At 69.3% G+C, this 23,380-nt stretch carries 22 protein-coding genes and 1 pseudogene; 18 read left to right on the top strand and 5 right to left on the bottom strand.

Annotated elements, in window-relative coordinates; genetic code table 11:
• Positions 1-37: 37 nt before the first annotated feature.
• Positions 38-553 (bottom strand): putative immunity protein, encoded by a 516-nt coding sequence (locus CcI156_RS00895; protein ID WP_076804052.1) that lies wholly within the window; start codon positions 551-553, stop codon positions 38-40.
• A 98-nt stretch (positions 554-651) separates the two neighbouring features.
• Between CcI156_RS00895 and CcI156_RS00890 the strand changes: the two genes are divergently transcribed.
• The gene (locus CcI156_RS00890) at positions 652-975 is read left to right on the top strand and encodes a hypothetical protein (protein ID WP_023839810.1); all 324 of its coding nucleotides are present in this window, start codon (positions 652-654) and stop codon (positions 973-975) included.
• Between the two features lie 192 nt (positions 976-1,167).
• Here CcI156_RS00890 and CcI156_RS00885 read toward each other — a convergent pair whose 3' ends face one another.
• Entirely contained in the window at positions 1,168-1,821 is a 654-nt protein-coding gene (locus CcI156_RS00885; protein WP_011434963.1) for a class I SAM-dependent methyltransferase, read from the bottom strand.
• 131 nt (positions 1,822-1,952) lie between these two features.
• Positions 1,953-2,117 (bottom strand): annotated as a pseudogene (locus CcI156_RS00880) (MerR family transcriptional regulator); the annotation flags it as partial.
• Between the two features lie 522 nt (positions 2,118-2,639).
• Here CcI156_RS00880 and argS point away from each other — a divergent pair.
• The 8 genes from argS (at position 2,640) to ccsB (ending at position 13,348) form a co-directional block, all read left to right on the top strand.
• Positions 2,640-4,676, top strand: coding sequence for an arginine--tRNA ligase (gene argS / locus CcI156_RS00875; RefSeq protein WP_254847227.1), 2,037 nt, complete (start codon positions 2,640-2,642; stop codon positions 4,674-4,676).
• A gap of 594 nt (positions 4,677-5,270) precedes the next feature.
• Positions 5,271-6,629 (top strand): glutamate-1-semialdehyde 2,1-aminomutase, encoded by a 1,359-nt coding sequence (hemL, locus tag CcI156_RS00865; RefSeq protein ID WP_011434967.1) that lies wholly within the window; start codon positions 5,271-5,273, stop codon positions 6,627-6,629.
• The gene (locus CcI156_RS00860) at positions 6,626-7,273 is read left to right on the top strand and encodes a histidine phosphatase family protein (RefSeq protein ID WP_011434968.1); all 648 of its coding nucleotides are present in this window, start codon (positions 6,626-6,628) and stop codon (positions 7,271-7,273) included. The genes hemL and CcI156_RS00860 overlap by 4 nt, the downstream gene beginning before the upstream one ends.
• A gap of 113 nt (positions 7,274-7,386) precedes the next feature.
• The gene (locus tag CcI156_RS00855; RefSeq protein ID WP_254847219.1) at positions 7,387-8,232 is read left to right on the top strand and encodes a putative RNA methyltransferase; all 846 of its coding nucleotides are present in this window, start codon (positions 7,387-7,389) and stop codon (positions 8,230-8,232) included.
• A 212-nt stretch (positions 8,233-8,444) separates the two neighbouring features.
• A complete protein-coding gene (locus tag CcI156_RS00850; protein ID WP_011434970.1) occupies positions 8,445-9,074 on the top strand; it encodes a TlpA disulfide reductase family protein in 630 nt (209 codons plus the stop codon).
• Positions 9,075-9,108: 34 nt separating this feature from the next.
• A complete protein-coding gene (locus CcI156_RS00845; protein ID WP_076803986.1) occupies positions 9,109-10,044 on the top strand; it encodes a cytochrome c biogenesis CcdA family protein in 936 nt (311 codons plus the stop codon).
• Positions 10,041-12,155, top strand: a complete 2,115-nt coding sequence (locus CcI156_RS00840) for a cytochrome c biogenesis protein ResB (protein ID WP_076803985.1) — start codon at positions 10,041-10,043, stop codon at positions 12,153-12,155. The genes CcI156_RS00845 and CcI156_RS00840 overlap by 4 nt, the downstream gene beginning before the upstream one ends.
• Positions 12,155-13,348 (top strand): c-type cytochrome biogenesis protein CcsB, encoded by a 1,194-nt coding sequence (ccsB, locus tag CcI156_RS00835; RefSeq protein ID WP_076803984.1) that lies wholly within the window; start codon positions 12,155-12,157, stop codon positions 13,346-13,348. The genes CcI156_RS00840 and ccsB overlap by 1 nt, the downstream gene beginning before the upstream one ends.
• Positions 13,349-13,534: 186 nt before the next feature.
• On the opposite strand, the gene CcI156_RS00830 is transcribed toward ccsB, so the two are convergent.
• Complete coding sequence (locus CcI156_RS00830) at positions 13,535-13,936, bottom strand: PLD nuclease N-terminal domain-containing protein (RefSeq protein WP_371681738.1); 402 nt, start codon at positions 13,934-13,936, stop codon at positions 13,535-13,537.
• Positions 13,937-14,346: 410 nt separating this feature from the next.
• Between CcI156_RS00830 and CcI156_RS00825 the strand changes: the two genes are divergently transcribed.
• The 8 genes from CcI156_RS00825 to CcI156_RS00790 all read left to right on the top strand — a co-directional run bounded on the left by CcI156_RS00825 (position 14,347) and on the right by CcI156_RS00790 (position 20,872).
• Positions 14,347-15,798: a menaquinone biosynthesis decarboxylase gene (locus tag CcI156_RS00825; protein WP_076804051.1), complete on the top strand. Its 1,452-nt coding sequence runs from the start codon at positions 14,347-14,349 to the stop codon at positions 15,796-15,798.
• Positions 15,799-15,885: 87 nt separating this feature from the next.
• Positions 15,886-16,833: a menaquinone biosynthesis prenyltransferase MqnP gene (gene mqnP, locus CcI156_RS00820; RefSeq protein ID WP_035729685.1), complete on the top strand. Its 948-nt coding sequence runs from the start codon at positions 15,886-15,888 to the stop codon at positions 16,831-16,833.
• Positions 16,834-16,847: 14 nt separating this feature from the next.
• On the top strand, positions 16,848-17,630 hold the full coding sequence (locus tag CcI156_RS00815; RefSeq protein WP_076803982.1) for a UbiX family flavin prenyltransferase: 783 nt from the start codon (positions 16,848-16,850) through the stop codon (positions 17,628-17,630).
• A 95-nt stretch (positions 17,631-17,725) separates the two neighbouring features.
• A complete protein-coding gene (locus CcI156_RS23780; RefSeq protein WP_011434978.1) occupies positions 17,726-18,118 on the top strand; it encodes a hypothetical protein in 393 nt (130 codons plus the stop codon).
• A 113-nt stretch (positions 18,119-18,231) separates the two neighbouring features.
• A complete protein-coding gene (gene mqnE / locus CcI156_RS00805; RefSeq protein WP_076803981.1) occupies positions 18,232-19,380 on the top strand; it encodes an aminofutalosine synthase MqnE in 1,149 nt (382 codons plus the stop codon).
• A gap of 12 nt (positions 19,381-19,392) precedes the next feature.
• Complete coding sequence (locus CcI156_RS00800; protein WP_011434980.1) at positions 19,393-19,686, top strand: hypothetical protein; 294 nt, start codon at positions 19,393-19,395, stop codon at positions 19,684-19,686.
• A gap of 62 nt (positions 19,687-19,748) precedes the next feature.
• Positions 19,749-20,000 carry a DUF4229 domain-containing protein gene (locus CcI156_RS00795; protein ID WP_051868632.1) on the top strand — a complete coding sequence of 84 codons (252 nt, stop codon included), beginning with the start codon at positions 19,749-19,751 and terminating at the stop codon, positions 19,998-20,000.
• Positions 19,997-20,872 carry a menaquinone biosynthetic enzyme MqnA/MqnD family protein gene (locus tag CcI156_RS00790; RefSeq protein WP_076804050.1) on the top strand — a complete coding sequence of 292 codons (876 nt, stop codon included), beginning with the start codon at positions 19,997-19,999 and terminating at the stop codon, positions 20,870-20,872. Before CcI156_RS00795 ends, CcI156_RS00790 begins: the two co-directional genes overlap by 4 nt.
• A 31-nt stretch (positions 20,873-20,903) precedes the next feature.
• On the opposite strand, the gene CcI156_RS00785 is transcribed toward CcI156_RS00790, so the two are convergent.
• Positions 20,904-21,899 carry a helix-turn-helix transcriptional regulator gene (locus tag CcI156_RS00785; RefSeq protein WP_011434983.1) on the bottom strand — a complete coding sequence of 332 codons (996 nt, stop codon included), beginning with the start codon at positions 21,897-21,899 and terminating at the stop codon, positions 20,904-20,906.
• Between the two features lie 575 nt (positions 21,900-22,474).
• On the opposite strand from CcI156_RS00785, the gene CcI156_RS00780 reads away from it, so the two are divergent.
• Positions 22,475-22,960 (top strand): response regulator transcription factor, encoded by a 486-nt coding sequence (locus CcI156_RS00780; protein ID WP_254847218.1) that lies wholly within the window; start codon positions 22,475-22,477, stop codon positions 22,958-22,960.
• The last annotated feature ends 420 nt before the right edge of the window (positions 22,961-23,380 follow it).

The following is a 23,380-nucleotide window of genomic DNA, read 5'->3' as shown; positions in this document are numbered from 1 at the left end:
TCCCGTCCTCAGACAGGCCACGACGGTCGCAGCAGTGTCAGCCGTCGAACACTGACCAGCAGATGTCGTTGCGCAGTCGCTGATCGTCCAGAACCAGTTCGCGAATCGCGTCCGGGAGCTGTTCTCGCTGCCAACGGCACTCAAGCCGTGCGGCGGCCTCAGCTTCGCCGGCGGGCGCCGCCGCCCGCGCGGCCTTGATCGCGTAGGCCGCGGCACCGAGTTCGTGTGCGGCGACATGGGCGACCACCCCGGCCTGACCGGCGGCGAACGCCGCGTGACGAGCCGCTCCGCTCATCACCCTGGCGGCGGCCATGGCATGGCCGCCTGCCGAGCGGGACTGGGACATCGTGATCTCGCCTCGCGACCAGGCTCGAATCTGCTCGATCGCATGGCGGGGCCGGGGGTCCGACGGCTGCACCGACTCGAAGAGGTACAGAACGTGTTCTGCGCAGGCTGCCGCCCACACGGCCAGGAGCTGAYGATCGGAGTCCGTGAGCGTGCCCCCACGGCGAACCGTGATGAACCGGGGGTCCCGCTCCTTGGGGAGGATCACGGGTTCCACCGTACGGCCACGCAGACATCGCAGGTCTGCCCGCAGACAGCGACGAACCGGCGGGCCCGATGGGACGATGGGTTCGAAGGAGGGGCAGCGTGGACGACCCGCATGTACATGTCGAGTGGGCCGTGCCGAACGCCAGCGCCGATCTGCGCGCGGTGACGGCATCAGTGTTCGGGCTCGTCGGCGACGCACCTCACGCGGTGCGGACGGGATGCGGCACGCAGGTCTCGTATGCCTCGACCTCCACCCATCCCGAACGTGTCACCTGCCTGCCGTGCCGGGACTACGCGCGAGACCGCTACCTGCGCTACGCGACCAGGATGGAGGAGTCAGCGATCCTGCCAGGCGGCGGTGATGTTCAGGACGTCCTCGCCGCGGCACGCAGACTGCGCGACCTCGCCGATCGGTTCACCTGACACCAGGTTCTGCATCACGACGAACAGCGCCTCCGCCGCCTCCTGGATCGCCAAAAATGGCCAAGTAGACGCTGCCCGTCGGCCCCTCCTCTGGCCGCGCCGAGCGACGGCGAGGGGGCCGGTTGCCTGAGGATGGGCTGTTTCGGATGTGAGGTGGTCTCGGTGCCGGTACGGGCGTAATCCGGTGGAGGCCTACGTCTGCTGGGGGCGGCGGGCCAGTAGCTGGGCCTGTCGGCCTCGTTCTTCGTCCGTCGGTGCTCGTACCAGCTGGGCGACCTCGACCAGTCCTGCCTGCCGTGCCAGCTCGGTGAGGTGGTCGGGCGGCCAGCGGTACGCGCCGGTGACCCGGTGGTCATAGGCGTGCACCCCGGCCGCGGGCTCGTCGGTGGCCAGAAAGCCGAGGAGCAGGTGGCCGCCGGGTGCAAGGAGGCGGTAGATCTCGGCGAGGATGGCGGGGATGTCGGCGGGCGGGGTGTGGATGAGCGAGTAGCGGCACAGGGCGCCGCTGAGGATGCCGTCCGGCAGGTCCAGCGCGGTCATCGTGCCCACCTCGAAACGCAGCTGTGGATGTGAGCGTCGAGCGATAGCGATCATCTTCGGTGACAGGTCCACGCCGAACACGTCCAGCCCCAAGCGGTGCAGGTGGGCCGTCGCATAGCCGGGCCCGCAGCCGAGGTCGGCGACCGGGCCGGGCAGGGGGCGCGTGAGGTCGGCGAACGCGGACAGCAGCGCACGCTCCAGCGGCTGGCGGTCGAGCACGTCGGCGAATAGCTCGGCATACACCTCGGCCACGCCGTCATACGCCGCCGCGACGGTCGTCAGATAGTTCGGGGCAGACTCGGCCATGGCCGATCATCCTAGGCGTGCCCCGGCTGGCCAACTACGGTGGCCAGCCGGGGCGCTGGCGCTGGCCAACAACCGCGACCTGCCAGCTCGGAGTGGCCAAGTAGATCCGTTTCCTACAACGGTCTAGGGATCGCAGATAGATGCCCGATCCGTTGAAGCCGGGCCAGGTCGTCGCTGCTGTAGCGGYGGGTCCCGCCGTCGGTGCGGGCCGGCTCCAGCAGCCCGCGCCGCTCGTACAGACGCAGGCTCTGCGGGTCCATCCCGACCAGATCGGCGGCCACCGAGATCCCGTACACCTCTCACCAGGCCCCGGGATGGCCAACGTCGCGCGATCCCTACAGACGGCGGGCTGTGGGGATCGGAACGGCCGCATTGTGCCGATCGCCGGTTCGGGGGCGCGGAGGGGTACGGACGTCCGAGCGAGTCTGGAAACGATCAGAAGCCTCGACTGGTGTGACGTCCGCCACTTTCACGGAGCGTGAAAACCTGCGTCGACTGGGTCGCTTGGGGGAGGGGTGGTGGAAGTTCCATCGGCACCGTCCCGGCCCGCGGCCTGAACCAACACCGCCGGGGCCTCGTCGGCTGCGTGCTGGCCCAGCCGCTGCACTCGTCCTCGCCCGGGTCGGACAGGGCGCTGGCGGACCGGGGCCGAGCGATGCTCCGACTGAGGGCTCGGATCGGCTGTGCCAGCCCGGCCACCGTGCCGACGAACCGCCACGAAATCGTCCGCACGAAGCCCAACGCCCAACATGAGGAACGGGCAAACACCGCCTCCACCAGCCAATCTATGCCGCCCTGATAAACTCTGAGCCGTGAATATGCTTGCCCAGGTGACCTCCACGCGTAGGCGTGATATCGAAGATCTCCGCGACCGGGTTCGCGGGTCTCGCCCCGCGGCCTTTCCTTCGTCACGCGACTATCCGCTGGCAAGGCTAAGTGCGATCGTCACGCAAGCATTGCAGGAGAAGTTTGCGCGTTCCGATCTCACGGCAGAGATCGAGTTGATCTCCCGAGAGAAGTTCGGCGCCGACGTGACGGTTAAGATGCCGATGCTCCTTAAAGAGGCGGGCRCGAAAGAGTTCGTTAGGACCTACATTCCGCGGGCCATCGAGGCCCTGCAGGTCGAGGAGCTCAAGAAGGTAATTTCCGAGGCCACCGCCAAAGGCATCTACATCAATCTCACGCTGTCCGATAACTGGCTGGCGCAGGCCGTCCAGGGGATCAACAGCCTTGGCGATAGATTCGGCGAGAACGACAGTGCCGCCAGGCGGACCCTCATCATCGAATACTCGTCGCCGAACGTCGCGAAGAAGCTTCACGCCGGACACGTCCGATCAACTATCATTGGGCATGTGCTCGGCAATCTACACCAAGCATGCGGTGCGCTCGTATACCGGTTGAACCACATCAATGACTTCGGCGGATTCGGTTTCATGCTGGAGGGGTTTCGCCGTTTCGGCGATATGTTTCCCGCAGCCATGACCGAGAACGATCGCCTGCTGGAGATCTACGCCATCCGCCGCGCGCTGGAGAGGGTGGTTGCCTCCGGCGGAGGGCTGGGCGGCGCCAGCGAATCGGACGCCGCCGTGCTCCAGCGCTATTTCCCGGGCGTGGACAGCAAGGATGSGCTTGAGTCTGCGTTCAAGGGTTACGTGGAGGCGTCGGATGCCCGCTTTGCGAGGCTGGAAGGCGGAGACTCCGAGGAGGTGGAACTCTGGTCCAAGATGGTGGACTGGAGCCTTGCAGATTTCCGTTCTTTCTATGAAGCACTCGACATCCACATCGACTTCACGATCGGTGAAAGCTTTTACTTCCAGGCCGGTAATGAGGTGATCGAGACCGCTCTGCGCGACGGCCGGGCATTCGAGTTCACGGAGAGTCGCCTGCGCGAGGAAATCRCCAAGATCKAGCAGGCCATGTCTGCCGGTGAGATCACCTCCGCCGTTCGCGACCGGACTGTGGAATTCGCCCGGAAGGATCTCGGAGCCATCGTCGTTCCTCTTCCAGGAAACGAGCGGTTCGTGGTCCGCAGGTCGGACGGCCGGAGCATCTACGCGACACGCGACGTCGGAGCCATCAAGCTCCGCCGTGATATCTTCGACCCGTCCGGCATCTACTATGTCGTGGGCCAAGAGCAGCGCGTCCATTTCGCGCGGCTCTTTCAAGCTGTCGAGGTCCTGGGCATCGCAAGCCGTGACGAACTGGACCTCCGACACATCTACTTTGGCTTCTACGTCGATGAGAAGACTGGCCGGAAGCTCTCAAGCCGAGACAGCGTCGCCGGAGTAAACGATCTACTGAAAATGTCATTCGAGCACTTTTGGAAGAGGTCTGCGGAGCGCGGCACGATGACGGAGGAGGAACTCTCCGTCGCCGCCCAGCAGTTGGCGGTCGGCTCGCTCGTCTTCAACGACCTCAAGCAGGACATGAAGACGACTGTCGCCATGGCTCGCKGAGATCTTTCTCCGACCTTGACGGCCTTCGAGAAGTCAGGAGGACCGTATGTTGTCTACACCGCATGCCGCGCACGGGCAATCCTACGGAAATGGGGCAAGCCCGTGCCGAGTCTGGTTGACCTGACACATTTCGAGGTCAGCGACCAAGAGGCGCAGCTCATTCTCAGGTTGCAGGAGTTGCCTAGCAAGATTACCAGAGCAACAGGCGAGGATAGCYCGGCCATTCTCGTCCGCTATCTACTGGATCTGGCAGCACTCTACAATTCCTACTATAYGACCTCGCCGGTCCTTGCGGGTGAGGCCGCCAACGAATTTCGACTAATGATCACTCGGGCTGTTCAGTACACGCTGGTTAACGGACTGCGTCTCTGCCACGTCGAGTGTCCCCCGARGATCTGACGTGTAGTACCCCGAAGACGGCGTGCCGCGAATTCTGAGGTTATCAGACGGGCCCACGGGCGAGTATTACCTGCCTCGGCGAGAAGCTCCTCATCCCGCGGCCGTCCCGAGACGGAATCCGTCCGGCGTGGGCCAGGCTTGCCTCAATRATCCCTAATGATCATTGACTGGAGTGGGTCGTGTGGGYGGCGTACCGGGCACCATTAGGGCAAGCAGCACCAGGACAACCACCAKGACAACCACCAGGACAACCATCGGGACAACGTCGTCGTCTTCCTTGTAGCCCTCGCGGTAGTCCTCGCCCATCGAGATCGGGCCGACCGGCGGTGGATCGCCGAACGCCGGGGCCTGGGAGGGACAGCGGCCGACCGACGGCCGCGGGTGTCCGGGGAGGACCGGGCGCACGAGCCGCCGTCGGTGGGCGGCCGGGGCAGACCCCCGTCCACCGGCGGCTTCCAGCGATGGCTTCCAGCGATGGCTTCCAGCGATGGTGGCGGGTGGGTCAACGCGGAGCATGGACCGGGGAGGAGGACGCGGCGTGCCACCGGACACGCGGGGCGCGGGAGGCGGAGCCGACCTGCGAGGATCGTGGGCATGGTGGTTCCGTCTGCCGCGCCGGCATCCGAGGAGCTTTTCCGGCGCGCCGAGCGTGTTGTTCCCGGTGGGGTCAATTCTCCGGTCCGAGCCTTCCGTGCCGTCGGCGGCACGCCGCGCTTCATGGTGGCGGGCAACGGCCCCTATCTGACCGATGCGGACGGGCGTACCTACATCGACCTGGTGTGCTCGTGGGGGCCGATGATCCTCGGGCATGCCCATCCGGCCGTCGTCGAGGCGGTGTCGCGCGCCGTCTCGGTCGGCACCAGCTTCGGCACCCCCACACCGGGGGAGGTGGAGCTCGCGGAGCTGATCGTCGACCGGGTCGGCCCGGTCGAGAAGGTGCGCCTGGTCAACTCCGGCACCGAGGCGACGATGAGCGCCGTGCGACTGGCCCGGGGTTTCACCGGCCGGTCGACCATCATCAAGTTCGCCGGCTGCTACCACGGGCACGTTGACGCGCTGCTCGCCTCCGCCGGTTCCGGAGTGGCGACCCTCGGGTTGCCGGACACCCCGGGAGTCACCGGCGCCGCCACCGCGGACACCATCGTTCTGCCCTACAACGATCTCGCGCTGGTCGAGGCGGTCTTCGTCGAGCGCGGTGAGACGATCGCGGCGGTCATCACGGAGGCCGCCGCCGCCAACATGGGGGTCGTCCCGCCGCTGCCCGGCTTCAACGCCGGGTTGCGCCGGCTGTGCGACATCCACGGCGCGCTGCTCATTCTCGACGAGGTGATGACCGGGTTCCGCATCTCACGCGCCGGCTGGTGGGGCAACGAGGGCGCGATCGAGGACTGGTCGCCGGACCTGTTCACCTTCGGCAAGGTGATGGGCGGCGGGCTGCCGGCGGCGGCCTTCGGCGGGCGGGCGGACGTGATGGCCAGGCTCGCACCCGCCGGCCCGGTGTACCAGGCGGGCACGCTGTCGGGTAACCCGATTGCCGTCGCCGCCGGACTCGCCACCCTGCGGGCCTGCACCGATGAGGTCTACGCCACCGTCGACACCCGCGCCGCCGACGTGGCCGGGATCGTCTCAACCGCGTTGACCGAGGAGGGCGTGGCCCACCTGCCGAGCAGCGCCGGATCGCTGTTCAGCTTCTTCTTCACCGACGCCGCCACCGTGGTCGACTACGCCGGCGCCCAGGCGCAGAACACCGCCCGGTACGCGGCGTTCTTCCACAGCATGCTCGACGCCGGGATCTACCTGCCGCCGTCGGCGTTCGAGGCGTGGTTCGTCTCGGCCGCGCATGACGACGAGACGGTGGAGCGGATCGCCGCGGCGGCACCGGCGGCCGCACGTGCCGCCGCGGCGGTACCCGAACCGGTGACCGTCTCCGCCTCTCCCGAGGGGCGGGCATGACGGAGCCGACTTCGTTGACCCGGGTGCATCTGGTCCGCCACGGCGAGGTCTTCAACCCGGAGAAGATCCTCTACGGCCGGCTGCCGGGGTTCCGGTTGTCCGACAAGGGCCAGCAGCAGGCGAAGGTCACCGCCGAGTTCCTCGCGGAGCTGGACGTCGCGGCCGTGGTCGCGAGTCCGCTGGATCGTGCCCAGCAGACCGCTGCGCCCATCGCCGCGGCGCACGCACTCGCCGTCCAGGTCGACCCGCGGCTGATCGAAAGCCGCAACGCCTTCGAGGGCAGAACGTTCGAGGCCGGCCCGGCGGTGGTCCGGTACCCCGCCCTGTGGCGCCTGCTACTCAATCCGTTCCGCCCATCCTGGGGCGAACCGTACGACGAGATCGCCGCGCGGATGCTCGTGGCCGTCGTGGAATGGCGCGACGCCCACCCCGGTCGGCACGTCGTGCTCGTCAGCCACCAGCTTCCGGTCTGGACGGCTCGGCGTGCCCTGGAGAGAGTGCCCCTCTGGCACCGTCCCGACCGGCGGCAGTGCGGGCTGGCGAGCGTCACCACGGCCGTCTACCGGGACTCCGAGCTCGTCGGCGTCGAGTACGCGGAGCCGAACGGGCCGACCGCGAACACGCCTGGATCGGTCGGCGCCTGACGAACTCCACCGGTCCCGAGTCACCGGCGCCGGCCGTCGCTGCCCCGCCGGCCGTCGCTGCCCCGCCGGCCCTCGCGGCCCTGCGGGCCGTKCTGCCGTTTCTGCGCTGCCCCGTGTGCGGCCACGCGCTGCACCCGGCGGACAGATCCCTGCGCTGTCCCGCCGGGCACGACTTCGACGTCGGCCGCGGCGGCTATGTCAACCTGCGCACCGGCCGGACTCGGCGGGTCGTCGGCGACAGTGCCGTCATGGTCGCCGCGCGGGAGTCCTTCCTCGGTGGTGGCCACTACGGGCCGCTCACCGCCCGGCTGGCCCAGATCGCGCATCCCGTCCCCGGGGGGCCATTCGGGCCGCCCGGTCGGGTGATCCTCGACATCGGTGCCGGGACCGGGCACCATCTGGCCGGCGTGGTCGGTGCGCGACCGGACGCCGTCGGCCTCGCCGTCGACGTCTCCAAGTACGCCCTGCGTCGCGCGGCGCGTGCCCATCCCCGGATCGGCGCGGTCTCCTTCGACGTCGCAGCCCCCTGGCCGGTGGCCGACCACGCCGTCGCCGTGCTCCTCGACGTCTTCGCGCCGCGCAACCTGGCCCAGATGCACCGGGTGCTGCGCCCCGACGGGCTGCTCATCGTCGTCACCCCCGGGCCGGGCCATCTCGCCGAGCTGCACGGCCCGCTCGGACTCGTCGGGATACAGACGGGCAAGAGCGACCGGCTCGACGAACGGACCACCGGACGGTTCGAGCCGATCATCGTCGAGCACGTTGACGTTCCGCTCACGCTGAACACCGAGCAGATCGTCGACCTGGCTCTGATGGGCCCGACCGGCCATCACCGGGCGCCCGACCAGCTGCGCCGACGGGCCGAAACCGCCTTCCCCGGGAGCGCCACCGTCACGGCCCGTTTTCAGATCCGCGGTTACCGTCCGCTCCCGGTCCCGCCGGTGGCCGGCGGCCGGTGAGGCGGCGGAACGGTGCCCGCCTGGCAGATGAAGCCCACAGGTGTCCTTCGTCGAGAAGCCCATGCGCGTCTCGCGGCCCCTCCACCTACCCTGAGTTGAGTTCTACAGTTGGTCGTAGACAGGTTCCCGGGTGGGAAGGGGCAGGGCACATACTGGTTCGCGTGGCGGAGAAGGGATGGCGGTCCGCGTCGGATGACAGGTCGGACCCGCCGGTGACAGGCATTGCCCCGATGCGGCGGACGCGCCGGGCCTGGTCGGCCCGCCGTGTCCGCCGGGCGGGACGCATCGCCTTGGCCGCCGTGGCGCTCGCGGCGGCCGGGCTGCTGGCCGCCTGCTCCCCCGGGGCGAACTCGGTCGACGCCACCGGTGGTGGGGGCTACGGCTTCGTCCAGCAGGCGGCCGGGCAGGACTTCGCCGCCCCCGGAAACCGGCATCCAGCACCCCCCCTGTCCGGTAAGACTCTCGACGGGACCTCCCTCGACCTCTCGTCCTACCGAGGGAAGATCGTTGTGATCAATTTCTGGGCCTCGTGGTGCGCTCCCTGCCGCGCGGAGACGCCAGGCCTGGTCCAGCTGGCCAAGGACAACCCCACGGTGGCGTTCCTCGGTGTCAACGAGAAGGACACCGTCTCCGGTGCGAAGGCCTTCACGCAGGACTTCGGCAGGTCCTACCCGAGCATCGTCGACAAGCTGGGCACCCTCGCCGCRGGCTGGCCGGTCGCTCCGGGCCTCCCGTCGACGTTCGTGCTCGACCAGAACGGGCGGATCGCGGCCCGGTTCACCGGTGGTGTGCTGCCCGACGACCTGAAGCCCGCGTTGAGCCGTCTGCAGGCCGAGGCGTGAGCGGGCACCGTTTGCCCGGGGCGGAGGACCCGCGGTGAGCGTGGTCGGGCTCATCACCGACGGGCCGGTCCTGCTCGCCGCGCCGGTCGCCGCCGCGGCGGGACTGCTCTCTTTTCTCTCCCCCTGCGTCCTTCCGCTGGTGCCGGGCTATCTCAGCTTCGTCACCGGCCTGTCCGGGGCGGAGCTTCAGGATCGTTCGAGGCGAGTTGCCGCCACCCCGGGCGGGCTGCCGGGCCGGGCACCGGCGATGCCGGCGGTGTCCGTAGCGGTGCCGGCGGTGCCGGGCATGGCGGTGGYCGGCGGGGCGGCGGTCTCCGGTGCCCTCGCCCGGGACGACGAGGGGACCGGGTCGCCCGGGCCGCGGCTGTACCGGCTGCGCGCGGGTGGGCGGGTCGCCGCGGGCACGGGTCTGTTCGTGCTCGGCTTCACCGCGGTCTTCGTGTCCTACGGCGCGGCGTTCGGTGGGCTCGGGCAGTGGCTCACCCGCCATCAGGTCGGCGTCAGCCAGCTTCTCGGGGTTGTCACCATTGTGATGGGACTCGCGTTCGCCGGCGTGTTCTCCCGGCTGTCCTGGGCGAACAGGGAGTGGCGCATCCACCGGTTGCCGGCGCCCGGCCTGCTCGGCGCGCCCGTGCTGGGGGTGCTCTTCGGAATCGGCTGGACGCCTTGCCTCGGCCCGACGTTGTCGGCCGTCCTGGGGCTGGCGGTGACGAGCGCGACGGCGCAGCGGGGAGCGTTCCTCTCCGCGGTGTACTGCCTCGGGCTCGGGCTGCCGTTCCTCGCCGTCGGACTGGCTTTCCGACGTGCCGTCGGCGCCCTGCGGGTGCTGCGACGGCATACCCGCATCCTGACCCTGCTCGGCGGCATGCTGCTCGTCACGGTCGGAGTGCTTCAACTCACGGGGGAGTGGGCCGACCTGGTTGCGAACCTACGGCCCTACGCCCCCGGCTTCTCGGAGACGCCGCTGTGACCTCCTCAACCCGTTCGAACGCCCGGCTCGCGCCTGCGTCCGGAACCGTCGATCCCGCAGCACTCGCCGTCGATCCCGCGCCACTCGCCGCCGGGTCCGTCGACGTCGAACCCATCGACACCGTCGAGGTCGAGTCCGACCTTGAGAAGTCCGACCTCGATTCCGCCGTCGAGTCCGCGGGAYTCGACTCCGACGCGGCGGCCAGCGCGCGCCGTCTGCCCGAGGGGCACGCCGACGCCCGCGCCGCCGCCCCCGAGGCGTTCGATCCGCCGGACAGCGCGGCCGGTCCGTCGTCCGACGACCCCGGTACGCCGACCGGCGGACCGGGGCGCGCTCCCGGCGCCGGTGGCCGGTTCACCCGGCATCCGGCCCTTGCCCTCGCCGTCCGGTCCTGGCGTCAGCTCACCAGCATGCGCACCGCGCTGCTGCTGCTGTTCCTGCTGGCCCTGGCTGCCGTGCCCGGATCGCTGCTGCCGCAACGCGCCATCAACCCGATGCGGGTAGAGCAGTACCGCGCCGACCACCCCACCCTCGGTCCGCTGCTCGACCGGTTCTCCGGGTTTGACGTCTTCGCCGCGCCCTGGTTCGCGGCGATCTACCTGCTGCTGTTCATCTCCCTGATTGGCTGCCTGTCGTCCCGGATCCGCTGGCATGCCAGGGCGCTGTTCACCGCGCCGCCGAAGGCCCCGGCCCGGCCCGGCCGGCTGCCCGGCGGCAGCGCCTGGACGAGTCCGATGGAGTCCGCCGACGCGATGGCGGCTGCCCGGCAGGCGCTGCGCCGACGGCGCTTCCGGGCCACGGCCACAGCTGGGGAGGCCCACGACGCGAAGGGGACTGCCGACCACTCCGTCGCCGCGGAGAAGGGGTACCTGCGCGAGACCGGCAACCTCGTCTTCCACATTGCCCTGGTGGGGCTGCTCGCCGCGGTGGGCTTCGGTTCCTGGTACGGATACTCCGGGACCGTGCTCGTCGTTTCCGGGAGCGGGTTCGCGAACACGATCATCTCCTATGACCAGTTCAACGCTGGTCAGCGCGTCGACACCGCGAAGCTGCGTCCGTTCTCGCTCACGCTGGACCGGTTCAACGCCACGTTCCAGCCAAGCGGCCAGCCGTCCGACTTCYGCGCCGACGTCACGTATGCCGCCGCGCTGAACGCCCCGACCCGCAAGGCGACCATCCGCGTCAACCATCCGCTGGTGATCGGCAACGCCAAGATTTACCTCATCGGGCATGGATTCGCCCCGCACTTCGTGCTTCGCGACGCCGCACGCAAGGTCGTCTGGGAGGCGAACGTGCCGTGTACCCCGCGGGACGGCATGTTCACCTCAACCTGCACCGTCAAGATCCCCGACACCGGACTGCCCGCGCTGGGCGTCCGCAAGGAGCCCCAGCAGCTGGCCTTCAGCGGCGTGTTCACGCCGACCACCCGCCTCGACCCGACCCAGGGATACGTCTCCGCGTTCCCCGCCGCCCGCGCGCCCGGTCTGACGATCACGGGATTCGTCGGCAACCTCCATCTCAACGAGGGCATTCCACAGAACGTCTACACGGTCGACACCCGCGACCTGCGCCAGATCACGATGACGGGTCCGGCGGGCAGCGAGCGCACCGCGCAGGTCCTGGCCCTCGACAACCCGCGGCAGCGCACCCTTACCGGGCTACCCGGCGGGATGAGCCTCGAGGCCGACCGCGTAGCCGAGTTCGCCACCTTCCAGGTCAAGTCCGACCCGTTCAAGGGTGAGGCGTTGCTCTTCGCGGTCCTCATCATCGTCGGGCTGATCGCGAGTCTTCGGGTGCGCCGCCGCCGGGTATGGGTGCGGGCCCGGCCAGCGGCCRCCGGTGGGTGCACGGTGGAGATCGGTGGGCTGTCCCGCTCCGACGCCGACGGGTTCGCCGTCGAGCTGGCCCAGCTCACGACCCTGGTCCGCGAGGCCACCGGGCCCGCGGGCACCGACCGGTCCGTGCCGACCGCCTCGGAATCGAGCGGCGCCGAACCAGCCAGTACCGAACCAGCCAGTACCGAGCCGGGCAGTACCGAACCCAGTAGTACCGAACCGGGTGGCACCGCAGCCGGCGATGCCGCGTCGAGTGCCAGCGAACGGGAGCACTGATGGCGGTCAACGAGGGCGTAGCCAGCCTTTCCGATCATCTGTTTGGCAGCGGCGAGGCGGTGTACGCCACGGCGATGCTCGGCTACGCGGCCGAGTTCGCGTTCAGCCGGCTCGGCCTGCGCCACGACGTGGCTCAGGAGGCGGCGGCCGTCCCGGCACGGCAGGGGGCCGGGCTGCCGGCAGCGCTGATCGGGGCGGCGGCCGGCGGGATCGGCGGCGCCGCCGATCCCGCCGAGGCGGCCGGCCCGACCGACGGGGCCGCGACCCCGATCGACCCGTCCGACCCCGCCGCCGTGGCCCTCGCTGCGGCCCGGGCCCGGGAGATCGAGGCTGTCCGGCGGCGGGCGAACGCCGCGCACACGCTGGCCGCCGGTAACGACGGCGACGTGGCGGTTCCCGCGCGTGCCCGGTGGATCGGGCGGATCGCCGTCGCGCTGACGGTCGTCGGCTGGACGCTGCACCTGGGGTCCGTCATCACTCGTGGCCTCGCGGCGGACCGGGTGCCCTGGGGCAACATGTACGAGTTCTCGTCGATGATCTGCCTGATCGCGGTCACGACGTTTCTCGCCCTGATGATCCGGCAGCCGGTCCGGTGGCTGGGCGTCTTCGTCATGCTGCCGGTCGTGCTCTCGCTCGGTTTCGCCGGCACTGTGCTCTATGTCGCAGCGGGACCGCTGGTGCCCGCGCTCAACTCGTACTGGCTCAAGATCCATGTGGTCGGTGCGATCGTCRCCAGCGGGGTGTTCCTGGTCTCCGCCGTGACCACGGTGTTGTTCCTCGTCAAGGAGCGTTGGGAAAATCGGCTGGCCGAGGTCGCGGCCGGACGGGCTGACGCGAGCCAGGCCATGCAGCGCCGGGGCGGCATCGTCATGCGCCTGCCGTCGTCGGCGGCGCTCGACACCCTGTCCTACCGGGTCATCGCGTTCGCGTTCCCGATCTGGACCTTCGCGATCATTGCCGGGGCGATCTGGGCGGAATCAGCATGGGGCCGCTACTGGGGGTGGGACCCCAAGGAGACGTGGTCGTTCATCACCTGGGTCTGCTACGCCRCCTACCTGCACGCCCGCGCGACGGCCGGATGGCGTGGGCGGCGGGCCGCGGCGATCTCGCTGCTGGCCTTCAGCGCCCTGTTCGTGGACTACTACCTGGTGAATCTGGTCATCTCGGGGCTGCACTCCTACGCCGGCATCTGACCCTCCCCACGGCTGCTGCTCCCTGGTCCCGGCCTGGCCCCGCCGGGGAGAACGGGCGGGCCACCCGCAGCCTGCGGAGAACACCCCGCTCGGCCGCGTACCGGAACGACGGACCGCTGCTCGTCCCGGTGCGCGGAGCCGGTCAGCCGCGGGCTCGTGCCCCTGGATCCCCCGCGTCCATGCGGCTCAGCCGCGGGACGATGACGACGGAGGTCCGGCCTCGCCCTTGCGGATCCGGGCGGACAGCTCCCGCATGAAGTCCGGGTCGTCGTCGGGACCCTTCGGCCGGACGGCGGCCCGGCGGGTGCCCGTCCGCGCGCTGTACCGGCCGAAGCCGCCATCACGCCGGCTGTCGATGCCCCAGGACGATCGTTGCCCGAAGGCCGGATGGTCGGAGACCGGCCGGCGCAACGGCCGCTCGCCGACGCTGTTCGCGCGAGGTCGACCGAAGAAAAACCATCCGGCGGTGYCGAAGATACCAAGGAAGATCACTGCTACGATCCACGCGAGTTTGGGCATGATCCGAACCTCCTCGGGGGGTGTCCCGAAGACATCGATGATCGCGTAAGCCCAAACACCAATGATCACAAACGTCAGCGCGAGGCCCAGCACCGGCCGGTCGCTCCTTCCTGCTTTTCTTGATCGTTATGTCCGTCTTGGCCTGTCAGGTATGGAACATCCGATCCGCGGGCATCTAATCCCCGACCCGTGGCGAAACCCCCGACCCGTGGCGACGTCACGGACGGATGGCGCCACGGACGGGCGACCTCACCAGATGGGTCAGGCGAGCACGTACCGTCCGCTATGGCCCGCGACGGACGTACATGTCGTGGTGATGGCCGGCCCGTGTATCTCTAGTGTGCCTTCCGCGCCGGCTCCTCGTCCTCCCGGTCCGTTATCCGACGAGGCCGTGCCCGGGACGTGACGTGTTGAACTGGGATCGTGACCACCTGTGGGCGGTCGGGCATCCACCCGTGGCGACTGCGAGGATGGAGCTCATGGCCTGGGCGGATCTGCGTGCGTTCCTTGCTCATCTCGAAAGGCGGAAGGATCTGCGCCGCGTCACCGTACCCGTCGACCCGCGTCTCGAGGTCACCGAGATCGTGACCCGGGTGGTACGGGAGCGCGGGCCGGCTCTGCTGTTCGAGTCMCCGGCCGGCGCCGACATGCCGCTGGCGATCAATGTGTTCGGCACCGAGGAGCGGATGGCTGCCGCGCTCGGCGTCGAGGCGCTGGACGACATCGGTGAACGGCTCGGCGCGCTGCTGCGCCCGCAGCTGCCGATCGGCCTGTCCGGGTTGCGTGAGGCGTTCGGCAAGGCAGCGTCGCTCGCCTCGGTCCCGCCCCGCCGGGTCCGGACCGCGCCCTGCCAGGACGTCGTCCTCAAGGGTCCGGACGTCGACCTGTTCCGGCTGCCGGGGGTGCACGCCTGGCCGAACGACGGCGGGGCCTTCCTCAACCTCGGTCTGACGCACACGAAGCACCCCGAGACCGGGGCGCGTAACCTCGGGATGTACCGGTTGCAACGCCATGACGCACGCACCGTCGGCATGCACTGGCAGATCCACAAGGACTCCAACGCGCATCACGCGGTCGCCGAGCGGCGTGGGGAGCGGCTGCCGGTCRCCATCGCGTTCGGGTGCGACCCGGCGGTCACCTACGCCGCGTCCGCCCCCCTGCCTGCCGACCTCGACGAGTACCTGTTCGCCGGTTACCTGCGCGGCGAGCGGGTGGAGATGGTCGACTGCCTCTCCGTCCCGCTGCGGGTGCCCGCGAACGCACAGGTGGTGATCGAGGGCTGGCTCGAGCCGGGGGAGCGGCTGCCCGAGGGGCCGTTCGGCGACCACACCGGCTTCTACACGCCCGTCGAACCGTTCCCGGCGCTGCACGTCGACGTGATGACGATGCAGCGTGACCCGGTGTTCCAGACGATCGTGGTCGGTCGGCCGCCGCAGGAGGACGGTCCGATGGGCAAGGCCACCGAACGGATCTTCCTGCCACTGGTCAGGATGATGATTCCCGAGATCGTCGACTACGACCTGCCCGAGGCGGGGGTGTTCCACAATTGCTGCATCGTCTCCATCGAGAAGCGTTATCCGAAGCACGCRCAGAAGGTGATGAACGCGGTCTGGGGGGCCGGGCTGCTGTCGTTGTCGAAGCTKATCGTGGTCGTCGACGCCGACTGCGACGTGCACGACTACCACGAGGTCGCTTGGCGCGCCTTCGGCAACGTCGACTATGCCCACGACCTGATCACCACCATCGGGCCGGTGGACCATCTCGACCACGCCGCCTACGAGCAGTTCTGGGGCGGCAAGGTCGGTGTGGACGCGACCCGCAAGCTACCGAGCGAGGGTTACCGGCGCGACGGCGGCTGGCCGGAGGAGATCGTCATGGACGAGGCGGTCCGCGAACGGGTCACCCGCCGATGGAAGGAGTATGGCCTGTGACCGTCCTCCGTTTTTCTTGCCTAGCCAGAGGGACAAAAAGGACGCTGGGGCCTCTGGCTGGGCAAGGAACAAGGAGTGGTGATCGCGGTGAGTGACGCCGCGTGGGTGCCTGGCGCGTCGGAGTCGGTCGGGCGAGGGTCGGGAGCCGGCCCGGGACACGCCACCGGCCGGGTACGGGCGTTTCTGCGGCTCGTCGTCATCGAGCACTCGGTCTTCGCGCTGCCGTTCGCCTACATCGCGGCGCTCGCCGCCTCGTTCGCGGATTCCCGGTCGGTGCACTGGTCGGACCTCGCCCTCGTCACCGTGGCGATGGTCGCGGCCCGAACTTTCGCCATGGCCGCAAACCGGGTCATCGATCGCGCGATCGACGCCCGTAATCCGAGGACGGCGAACCGAGAGCTGGTCACCGGCGTGGTCTCGGTGCGTACGGCGGTCGTCGGCGCCGCKGTCGCGCTCGCCGTCTTCCTCACCGCCGCCGCGGCCTTGTCCTGGCTCTGCCTGCTGCTCGCGCCGGTCGCCGTCGCGCCGCTTGTCGTCTACCCCTACGCGAAACGGTTCACCGACTTCCCGCACGCCGTGCTCGGCATCGCCCAGGCGGTGGCCCCGGTCGGCGCGTGGATCGCGGTCACCGGTGAGTGGTCCTGGGCCGCACTGGTGCTCGGCCTTGCGGTCGGTAGCTGGATCGGCGGCTTCGACGTGATCTACGCCTGCCAGGATGCCGAGGTCGACCGGCGCATCGGCGTGCGTGCGGTGCCGGCCCGGTTCGGGGTGCGGGCCGCGCTCATTGGTTCCACGGTTACGCATATGATCACCTTTGCGTTGTTCATCGTCTACGGGCTGATGGACAACGCCGGTCCGTGGTGGTGGGCTGGGCTCGTGCTGACGGCGGCGGCATTCTGCTATGAGCACGCCATCGTGTCCCCGAACGACCTGTCGCGGGTCAACCGGGCCTTCCTCACCGCGAACGGATTCGTCGGCATCGTCTTGTTCCTCTTCGCCGTTGTCGATCTCGCCAGCCGTGGTCTGGCCGTCTGAGCATCGGATTCGTCATGGCCGATGTGTTCAGTGSCCCCGAGGAGGGGGCCGGAGCGCGCCTGCCGTGGGTGGTCGGGGTGAGCGGCGCCAGTGGAACCCCCTACGCGGCCGCGGTGCTGCGTGGCCTGCTGGCHGCTCGGCTGCCAGTCGATCTGGTGCTGTCCCGCGCGGCCCGCCTGACCCTGCTYGATGAGACGGGTATCGCCTGGCGTGACTCCGCCTGGGCGAAAGCCCTGGTCACGTGGCTGTCCATGCCCCTGGGCGGGGTGTCACCTCCGGAGGGTCTGTCGGCGCGGCTGGCCGATCGTGACGTGCTGGCCGATACGGTGTCCACCCTCGTCGCGGTACATGCCCCTGGTGATCTGGGGGCGCCGACGAGCAGCGGTTCGTACCCGACTCGCGGGATGATCGTCGTCCCGGCGAGCACCGCCTGCCTGGCCGGCATCACCCTGGGACTGTCCAAGGATCTGTTGCAGCGGTCGGCGGATGTCACGCTCAAGGAAGGCCGCCGTCTGATCGTCGTCCCGCGGGAGATGCCCTACACCCGCGCGACGCTGCGCCACATGCTGGACCTGCACGACGCCGGGGCGGTGGTGGCCGCGGCGAGCCCGGGGTTTTACGCGGGTGTGCGGACGGCCGGCGATCTCGTCGACTTCGTGGCCRGGCGGGTGCTCGACGCCGCCGACGTGCCGCACACGCTCTTCCGGCGTTGGACCGGCGAGCTCGGCGGCGCCCGCCGTGACCTGGCGGACCGCCGTGACCTGCTGGAGGTCGAGACGGCGCCACCGGCCGGGTGACGTCTGTTCCCCCTGGCGCAGGCCCCACCCGGACAGGCACAGTTGTCGGGAACGGGCCCCGACCGGGGCCGCGGTGCCGGCGGGATGAGGACGATATGGCGACGGGTGGGCGCGGACCGACGAGGAACCGGGGCCGGGGAACCGGTGGGGTGGACGGGGCCACGGCACGCAGATCCGCCTCGGCGCGGCCGGGTCGTCCCACTCGCGCCGAGCGGCCCGCGCCGCAGGACGTGAACCTGCGTGCGCAACTGCCGTATTTCCTGATCCGCGTCGCAGCCCTCGCCGTGATTACCGTGATCCTGGTGGCCGTCGGGCTGAACCTGCTGATGGCGCTGCTCGTTGGGTTCGCTGTCGCCGGACTGCTGACCTGGCCGCTCGGGCGGATGCAGCGCAGGGCCGCACAGCGGGCCGCTCAGCGCCCGGATGCGAGGAACGCCGGGAACGCCGGGAACGCCGGGAACAGCGGGAACAGCGGGAACGCCGGGTAGCCGCGAGTAGTCGGACGCCCCGCCGGATCGCGGGGCGGATCGCGGGGCGGCTGTGACCGGGCAGCCGTGCTCGCCTCCGAGGACACCGAGACCGGCGGGCTAGGCTGGAAGGCATGGATGCTGGGCTCAAGCGGGAGATCGAGGCCAAAGTTTCCGCCGGCGAGAGACTGAGCCGTGCCGACGGGGAGGCGCTGTACGCCAGCGACGACCTCGTCTGGTTGGGCGGTCTCGCCCACGAGGTTCGCACCAGAAAGAACGGCGACAAGACCTTCTTCAACGTCAACCGGCATCTGAACCTGACGAACGTCTGCTCGGCGTCCTGCGCGTACTGCTCGTTCCAGCGCAAGCCCGGTGAGTCCGATGCCTACACCATGCGCATCGAGGAGGCTGTCCGGCTGGCGAAGGAGATGGAGCCGGCCGGGATCACCGAGCTGCATATCGTCAACGGTCTGCATCCGACGCTGCCCTGGCGTTACTATCCGCGCTCGCTGCGGGAGCTCGGCAAGGCGCTGCCCGGCGTCGCCTTGAAGGCGTTCACCGCTACCGAGATCCACTGGTTTGAGAAGATCAGTGGCCTGTCCGCCGATGAGATCCTCGACGAGCTCATCGACGCGGGACTCGAGTCGCTCACCGGCGGCGGCGCGGAGATCTTCGACTGGGAGGTCCGCCAGAAGATCGTCGGTCACGAGACGCACTGGGAGGACTGGTCGCGCATCCACCGGCTCGCCCACGCCAAGGGCCTGCGCACTCCGTGCACGATGCTGTACGGGCACGTCGAGGACCCCCGGCACCGGGTGGACCACGTGCTGCGGCTGCGTGAGCTGCAGGATTCCACGGGCGGGTTCACGGTCTTCATCCCGCTGCGCTTCCAGCACGACGCCGCCGGCGACCCGCGCAACCGGTTGATGAACCAGCCGATGGCGACGGGGGCCGAGGCGTTGAAGACGTTCGCCGTCTCCCGGCTGCTGTTCGACAACGTGGACCACATCAAGTGCTTCTGGGTGATGCATGGTCTCACCACGGCGCAGCTCGCGTTGAACTTCGGCGCCGACGACCTCGACGGTTCCGTTGTCGAGTACAAGATCACGCACGATGYGGACCGGTTCGGGACGCCGCACACCATGACCCGCGAGGATCTGCTCGCAATCATCCGCGACGCCGGCTTCCGCCCGGTCGAGCGGGACACCCGCTACCGGGAGATCCGTGTCTACGACGGTCCCGACCCGGCTCGGCGTGACGTCCCGACCTCGATCGACGCCTGACCGGTGGACCGGATGGGCACCGGGGAGGGGCCGGGGCCGGCCCGCGGATCCGAGGAGTCGCCGGCGCCCGGGGGTTCCGGGCCTGTCCGGCCCCACGGAGCACCCGGCATCGGATCGATCTTTGTGCTGGCCTTCCTGGTGATCCTGTTTCCGGGGGTGGCCGGGTATGTGGTGCTCGACTGGATCGGTCTGCCGATCGGTGCCGCCGGCCTGCTGGGTCTGTTCGTCGTCTTCCTGGGGCTGGGCTTCTTCCCGACCGTGCTGCGCCGGCTCGGCTGGGTGCCGACGAAGAGACGGAGGACGTGATGGCGCAATCGCGTAGGCGGCTGGTTTCGTGGCCACAGCGGGTTTCGTGGCCACAGCGGGCGATGCCCGACTCGCCGACCGAATCGGGCCAGGCGGGCGAGCGCGGCCTGCTCGGCATCAACCTGCGGTACTTCGCGGTACGCGTGGTGCTCTTCGGAGCGGTGCTGGCCGTGGTCCTGCTGCTGGGGGTGAACGGGCTGCTGGCCTTCGCCCTGGCCGTGGTGTTCAGCGGGCTGCTCAGCTATCCCCTGGCGTTGCGCCAGCGCCGCGCGGTCATCGAGGTCATGGAGGAGCGCCGGGGCGGACGGTGTTGACCGGAGCCGGAGCGGACGACGACGGCGATACCCAGGCCCGTCCCCGGGTGGGGCACATCCAGTTTCTGAACTGCCTGCCGCTGTACTGGGGACTGGTCCACTCCGGTGCTCTGCTCGACATCGAGCTGACGAAGGACACCCCGGACCGGCTGAACGACGCGCTGATCGTCGGCGATCTCGATATCGGTCCGATCAGCCTGGTGGAGTACCTCCGGCATGCCGACGAGCTCGTCGTGCTGCCCGACCTCGCGGTCGGCTCCGACGGTCCGGTCCTGTCCGTCGTGCTGAGCACGGCGGCGCCGCTCGCGGAGATCCGGACCGTCGCGCTCGGCTCGACGTCCAGGACCAGCGTGCTGCTCGCCCGGATGTTGCTGGAGGAGCGCCACGGCCTGCGACCGGAGTACGTGACGATGCCGCCGGACCTGCCGTCGATGCTGYGGGAGGCGGATGCCGCGGTGATCATCGGGGATACCGCGCTACGGGCGACCTACGACGCCGAGCGGGGCGGTCCGGACCATCCTCTCCGGCTCATCGATCTCGGTGCCGCCTGGCAGGAGTGGACCGGCCTGCCCATGGTGTTCGCCGTGTGGGCCGCCCGACGGTCCTTCGCCGAACGCCGTCCCGGGGTGGTCAAGGAGGTGCACGGCGCGTTCCGCTCCGGACTCGACCTGGCGCTGCGTGATGTGGACGAGGTCGCGGCGCGGGCGGCCCGTTTTGAGGTGTTCGACCCGGGCACGCTGGCCCGGTATTTCACCACTCTCGACTTTCGGCTTGGTGCGCGCCAGCAGGCGGGGATTATCGCCTTCGCCGGACGTGCCGCGCGGCGAGGTGATGTTCCGGCGCTGCGCGAACTGCGTTTCGCGGACGTCTGAGCGCCACTCAGGCCGGCGGTCGGAACCCCGCTCAGACCGGTGGTCGGAACGCGCGGGAGATACTGGTCGGCGGAATCGGAACCGCTCGGCGCGTACTCGCCGTGGCGAAGCGCGCGATACGGCCCTTTACCAGCGCGATCAACCGGGGCGGGGTGGCTCGCCCGCCCGGCGCGATCAGCATCTCGTCGAGAGTCTCGCCACCGGAATCATCCCCGTCGGCCAGAGCATACCTCGGAGCGCTGGGCTCACCTGGCGGCCCGGACCGTGGGTCCGGTGGCACGGGGGCCCCGGGGCCGTCGCCGGACACGATGCCGGGTTCGGTGCCGGGTTCGGTGCCCTCGCAGACCTGCCGGGCGGCCGCGTCGATGAGGCTGTTGACCGCGAGGGTCCAGGCCCGTAGTCCTTCGTGACCGGTCAGCTCGGTGAACACCGCCGCCTCGAGGCAGCAGGTGCTGGCTCCCGCGAGCTCGTCCACGTCCAACAGGGAGATGGCGAGCAGCCCGGCCAGGTGACCCGCGAGCATGAACAGCCGGAACTGCTGGTGCGGCAGCATGGGCGTGTGTAGCAGGTTGTCGACGACGTTCTGCTGCTCCAGCACCTGGGCGGTGACGTCCTGTGGATCGAGCCGATCGGCCTTGGCGATCAGATCGGCCACCAACCGATCGAGGTAGTCCAGTTCGGTGTCCGACCGGCGGTGGTCGAGCAGATCCGAAACCCGGCGGCGGGACTCCCGCTCCGGATCGGGCCTGCGACGCAGGCGTTCCGCCCGGGCGGCGACGGCTGCCTCACGCAGGTCGATGAGGGCGCCCCCGGCCTCCAGCGCCGCGTCGACTGCGGCGATCACCGGCCGGGAGGGGATGCCTCGGCTGGGCTGTTCGAGCTGACCGATGTACTGGCGGCTGTAGCCGGTGCGTCGGGCGAGCTCCTCCCGAGAGAGGACACGTTCACAGCGCCGCCGTCGGACCTCAGCGGGTAGCAGGTCTTCGGCGGTCGCCGCATCGTGYCGGCCTCGGCTCCGTTGCCGCATCTGTGACGTCCTTCCGCGTGGCAAGGTCCCGCCTCCCGAGGAGGGAAGCTCAGCAGTCGTGTGCTGTCTCTGCCCGCCCGCCTGACGGTCGCCCGCCCGATGGCCAGCAGAGAGTCACCGATAGTGATCAGATTACTCCAGACTGCACCCTAGTAGACTAGAGGTCAAAAGTCCCATACACATCCAGTTCCAATGATTACTCTCAGCTGTCGGGTGGCAGGCGAAGTTGATCGGCGTCGCGCTTCGTGGTCGACCGATTGATCGTAGCGTGGAAGTCGTCCGTCGTACCGCGCCTCCGTCGAGACATTATGCCGACCTTCTTGGGTTATTGTTGGGAAACGCGAGCGTTGCCACGGAAGTGTTGGCAGAAAGCGGCGGAATCGCCGAGGGCTCGTCCGGACGGGCTATTCCCGCATGGTGTGCTATCGCGGCCGCGTCCAGGCTGCGGTGCTTCGCGACGGTCTGCGGGTATCGGCCTGATGGCCAACGTGGGTCATCCTCGGAAACCATCCTGAATGACGATGCGCGGGGTCGGGCGGGGCGCGTACAAAAGAATGGTGGATACCGGCCGTTCGGTGGATGCCGACACCGTCGGGCTCGTCGGGGAGAAGGCCGTCGGCCTGGYCGGCGGTTCCGCTGTGGGCCGTGGTTCCCCTCCGGGGGAGCAGGTGCCTCCGCCCGGTCCACGGCGCGTCGTCGTCGTTGACGACGCGGACGGCGTGCGCGAACTATTGTGCCTGTTGCTGGAGACCGAACCCGACTTCGTGATCGTCGGCGCCGCGTCCAACGGCGCGGAGGCGATCGACGAGGTCGTCCGCACCGAGCCGGACCTCGTGCTGCTTGACCTGGCCATGCCGGTCCTCGACGGCATCGCCGCCCTGCCGCGGATCCGGCGGGTCGTGCCGCGGGCCACGGTGGTGATTTTCACGGGATTCTCTGAGGATGCGTTGCTCGACCAGGTGCTGKAACTCGGCGCGGACGCCCTGCTGGAGAAAGGGCTGGCCACCGGTCCGCTGGTGGAGCAGCTTCGACGGCTGTGCGCCGTCCACCGGACGATCTGAGCGATCTTGCGACTGGCAGAATTGTTCATTTTCTCCACTGGCATGATAGAGTTTTATGTTCGGTGGCTGTCATGGTTGCCGCATCGGTCGCATCGGCCATGATGGACGATCTCGGGGCTGGCTGTCCGGTTTGTTGCAGTTTGGAGCAGCATGGCGGGTCGAAGTAGGCCGGACAGTGCCCCGACTTGCCCATCGGCCGTACTTCTGTGGAAACATGGGCTCGTGACTACGTGCGCCCTCGCTGGTGGGGTGCCGGTTGGGCAGGCGTCGGGCCTTCCGGTCGATGCCTCCCGCCGGCGCCGGGCTGCGTCGTCCCCCGCGGTGCCGTGCCTGGTGATCGAGCCGATGYTCGTCGCCCGTCTGCACGTCGACCTGCTGCGGGTTTCCAGCGCCGGCTGTCGCCGCCCCCGCTGACGTCTC

Origin of the sequence: Frankia sp. CcI156, from assembly GCF_001983015.1 — a bacterium.
Classification (GTDB): domain Bacteria; phylum Actinomycetota; class Actinomycetes; order Frankiales; family Frankiaceae; genus Frankia; species Frankia casuarinae.
The sequence above is the reverse complement of the archived record's forward strand: the minus strand, read 5'-3'. Positions and strand labels throughout refer to the sequence as shown.

Coding starts and splice junctions, on each gene's coding strand:
- CcI156_RS00860 (WP_011434968.1), top strand. CDS start 6,626: ATGACGGAGCCGACTTCGTTGACCCGGGTGCATCTGGTCCGCCACGGC.
- hemL (WP_011434967.1), top strand. CDS start 5,271: ATGGTGGTTCCGTCTGCCGCGCCGGCATCCGAGGAGCTTTTCCGGCGC.
- CcI156_RS00885 (WP_011434963.1), bottom strand. CDS start 1,821: ATGGCCGAGTCTGCCCCGAACTATCTGACGACCGTCGCGGCGGCGTAT.
- CcI156_RS23780 (WP_011434978.1), top strand. CDS start 17,726: ATGGCGACGGGTGGGCGCGGACCGACGAGGAACCGGGGCCGGGGAACC.
- CcI156_RS00800 (WP_011434980.1), top strand. CDS start 19,393: ATGGGCACCGGGGAGGGGCCGGGGCCGGCCCGCGGATCCGAGGAGTCG.
- CcI156_RS00795 (WP_051868632.1), top strand. CDS start 19,749: ATGCCCGACTCGCCGACCGAATCGGGCCAGGCGGGCGAGCGCGGCCTG.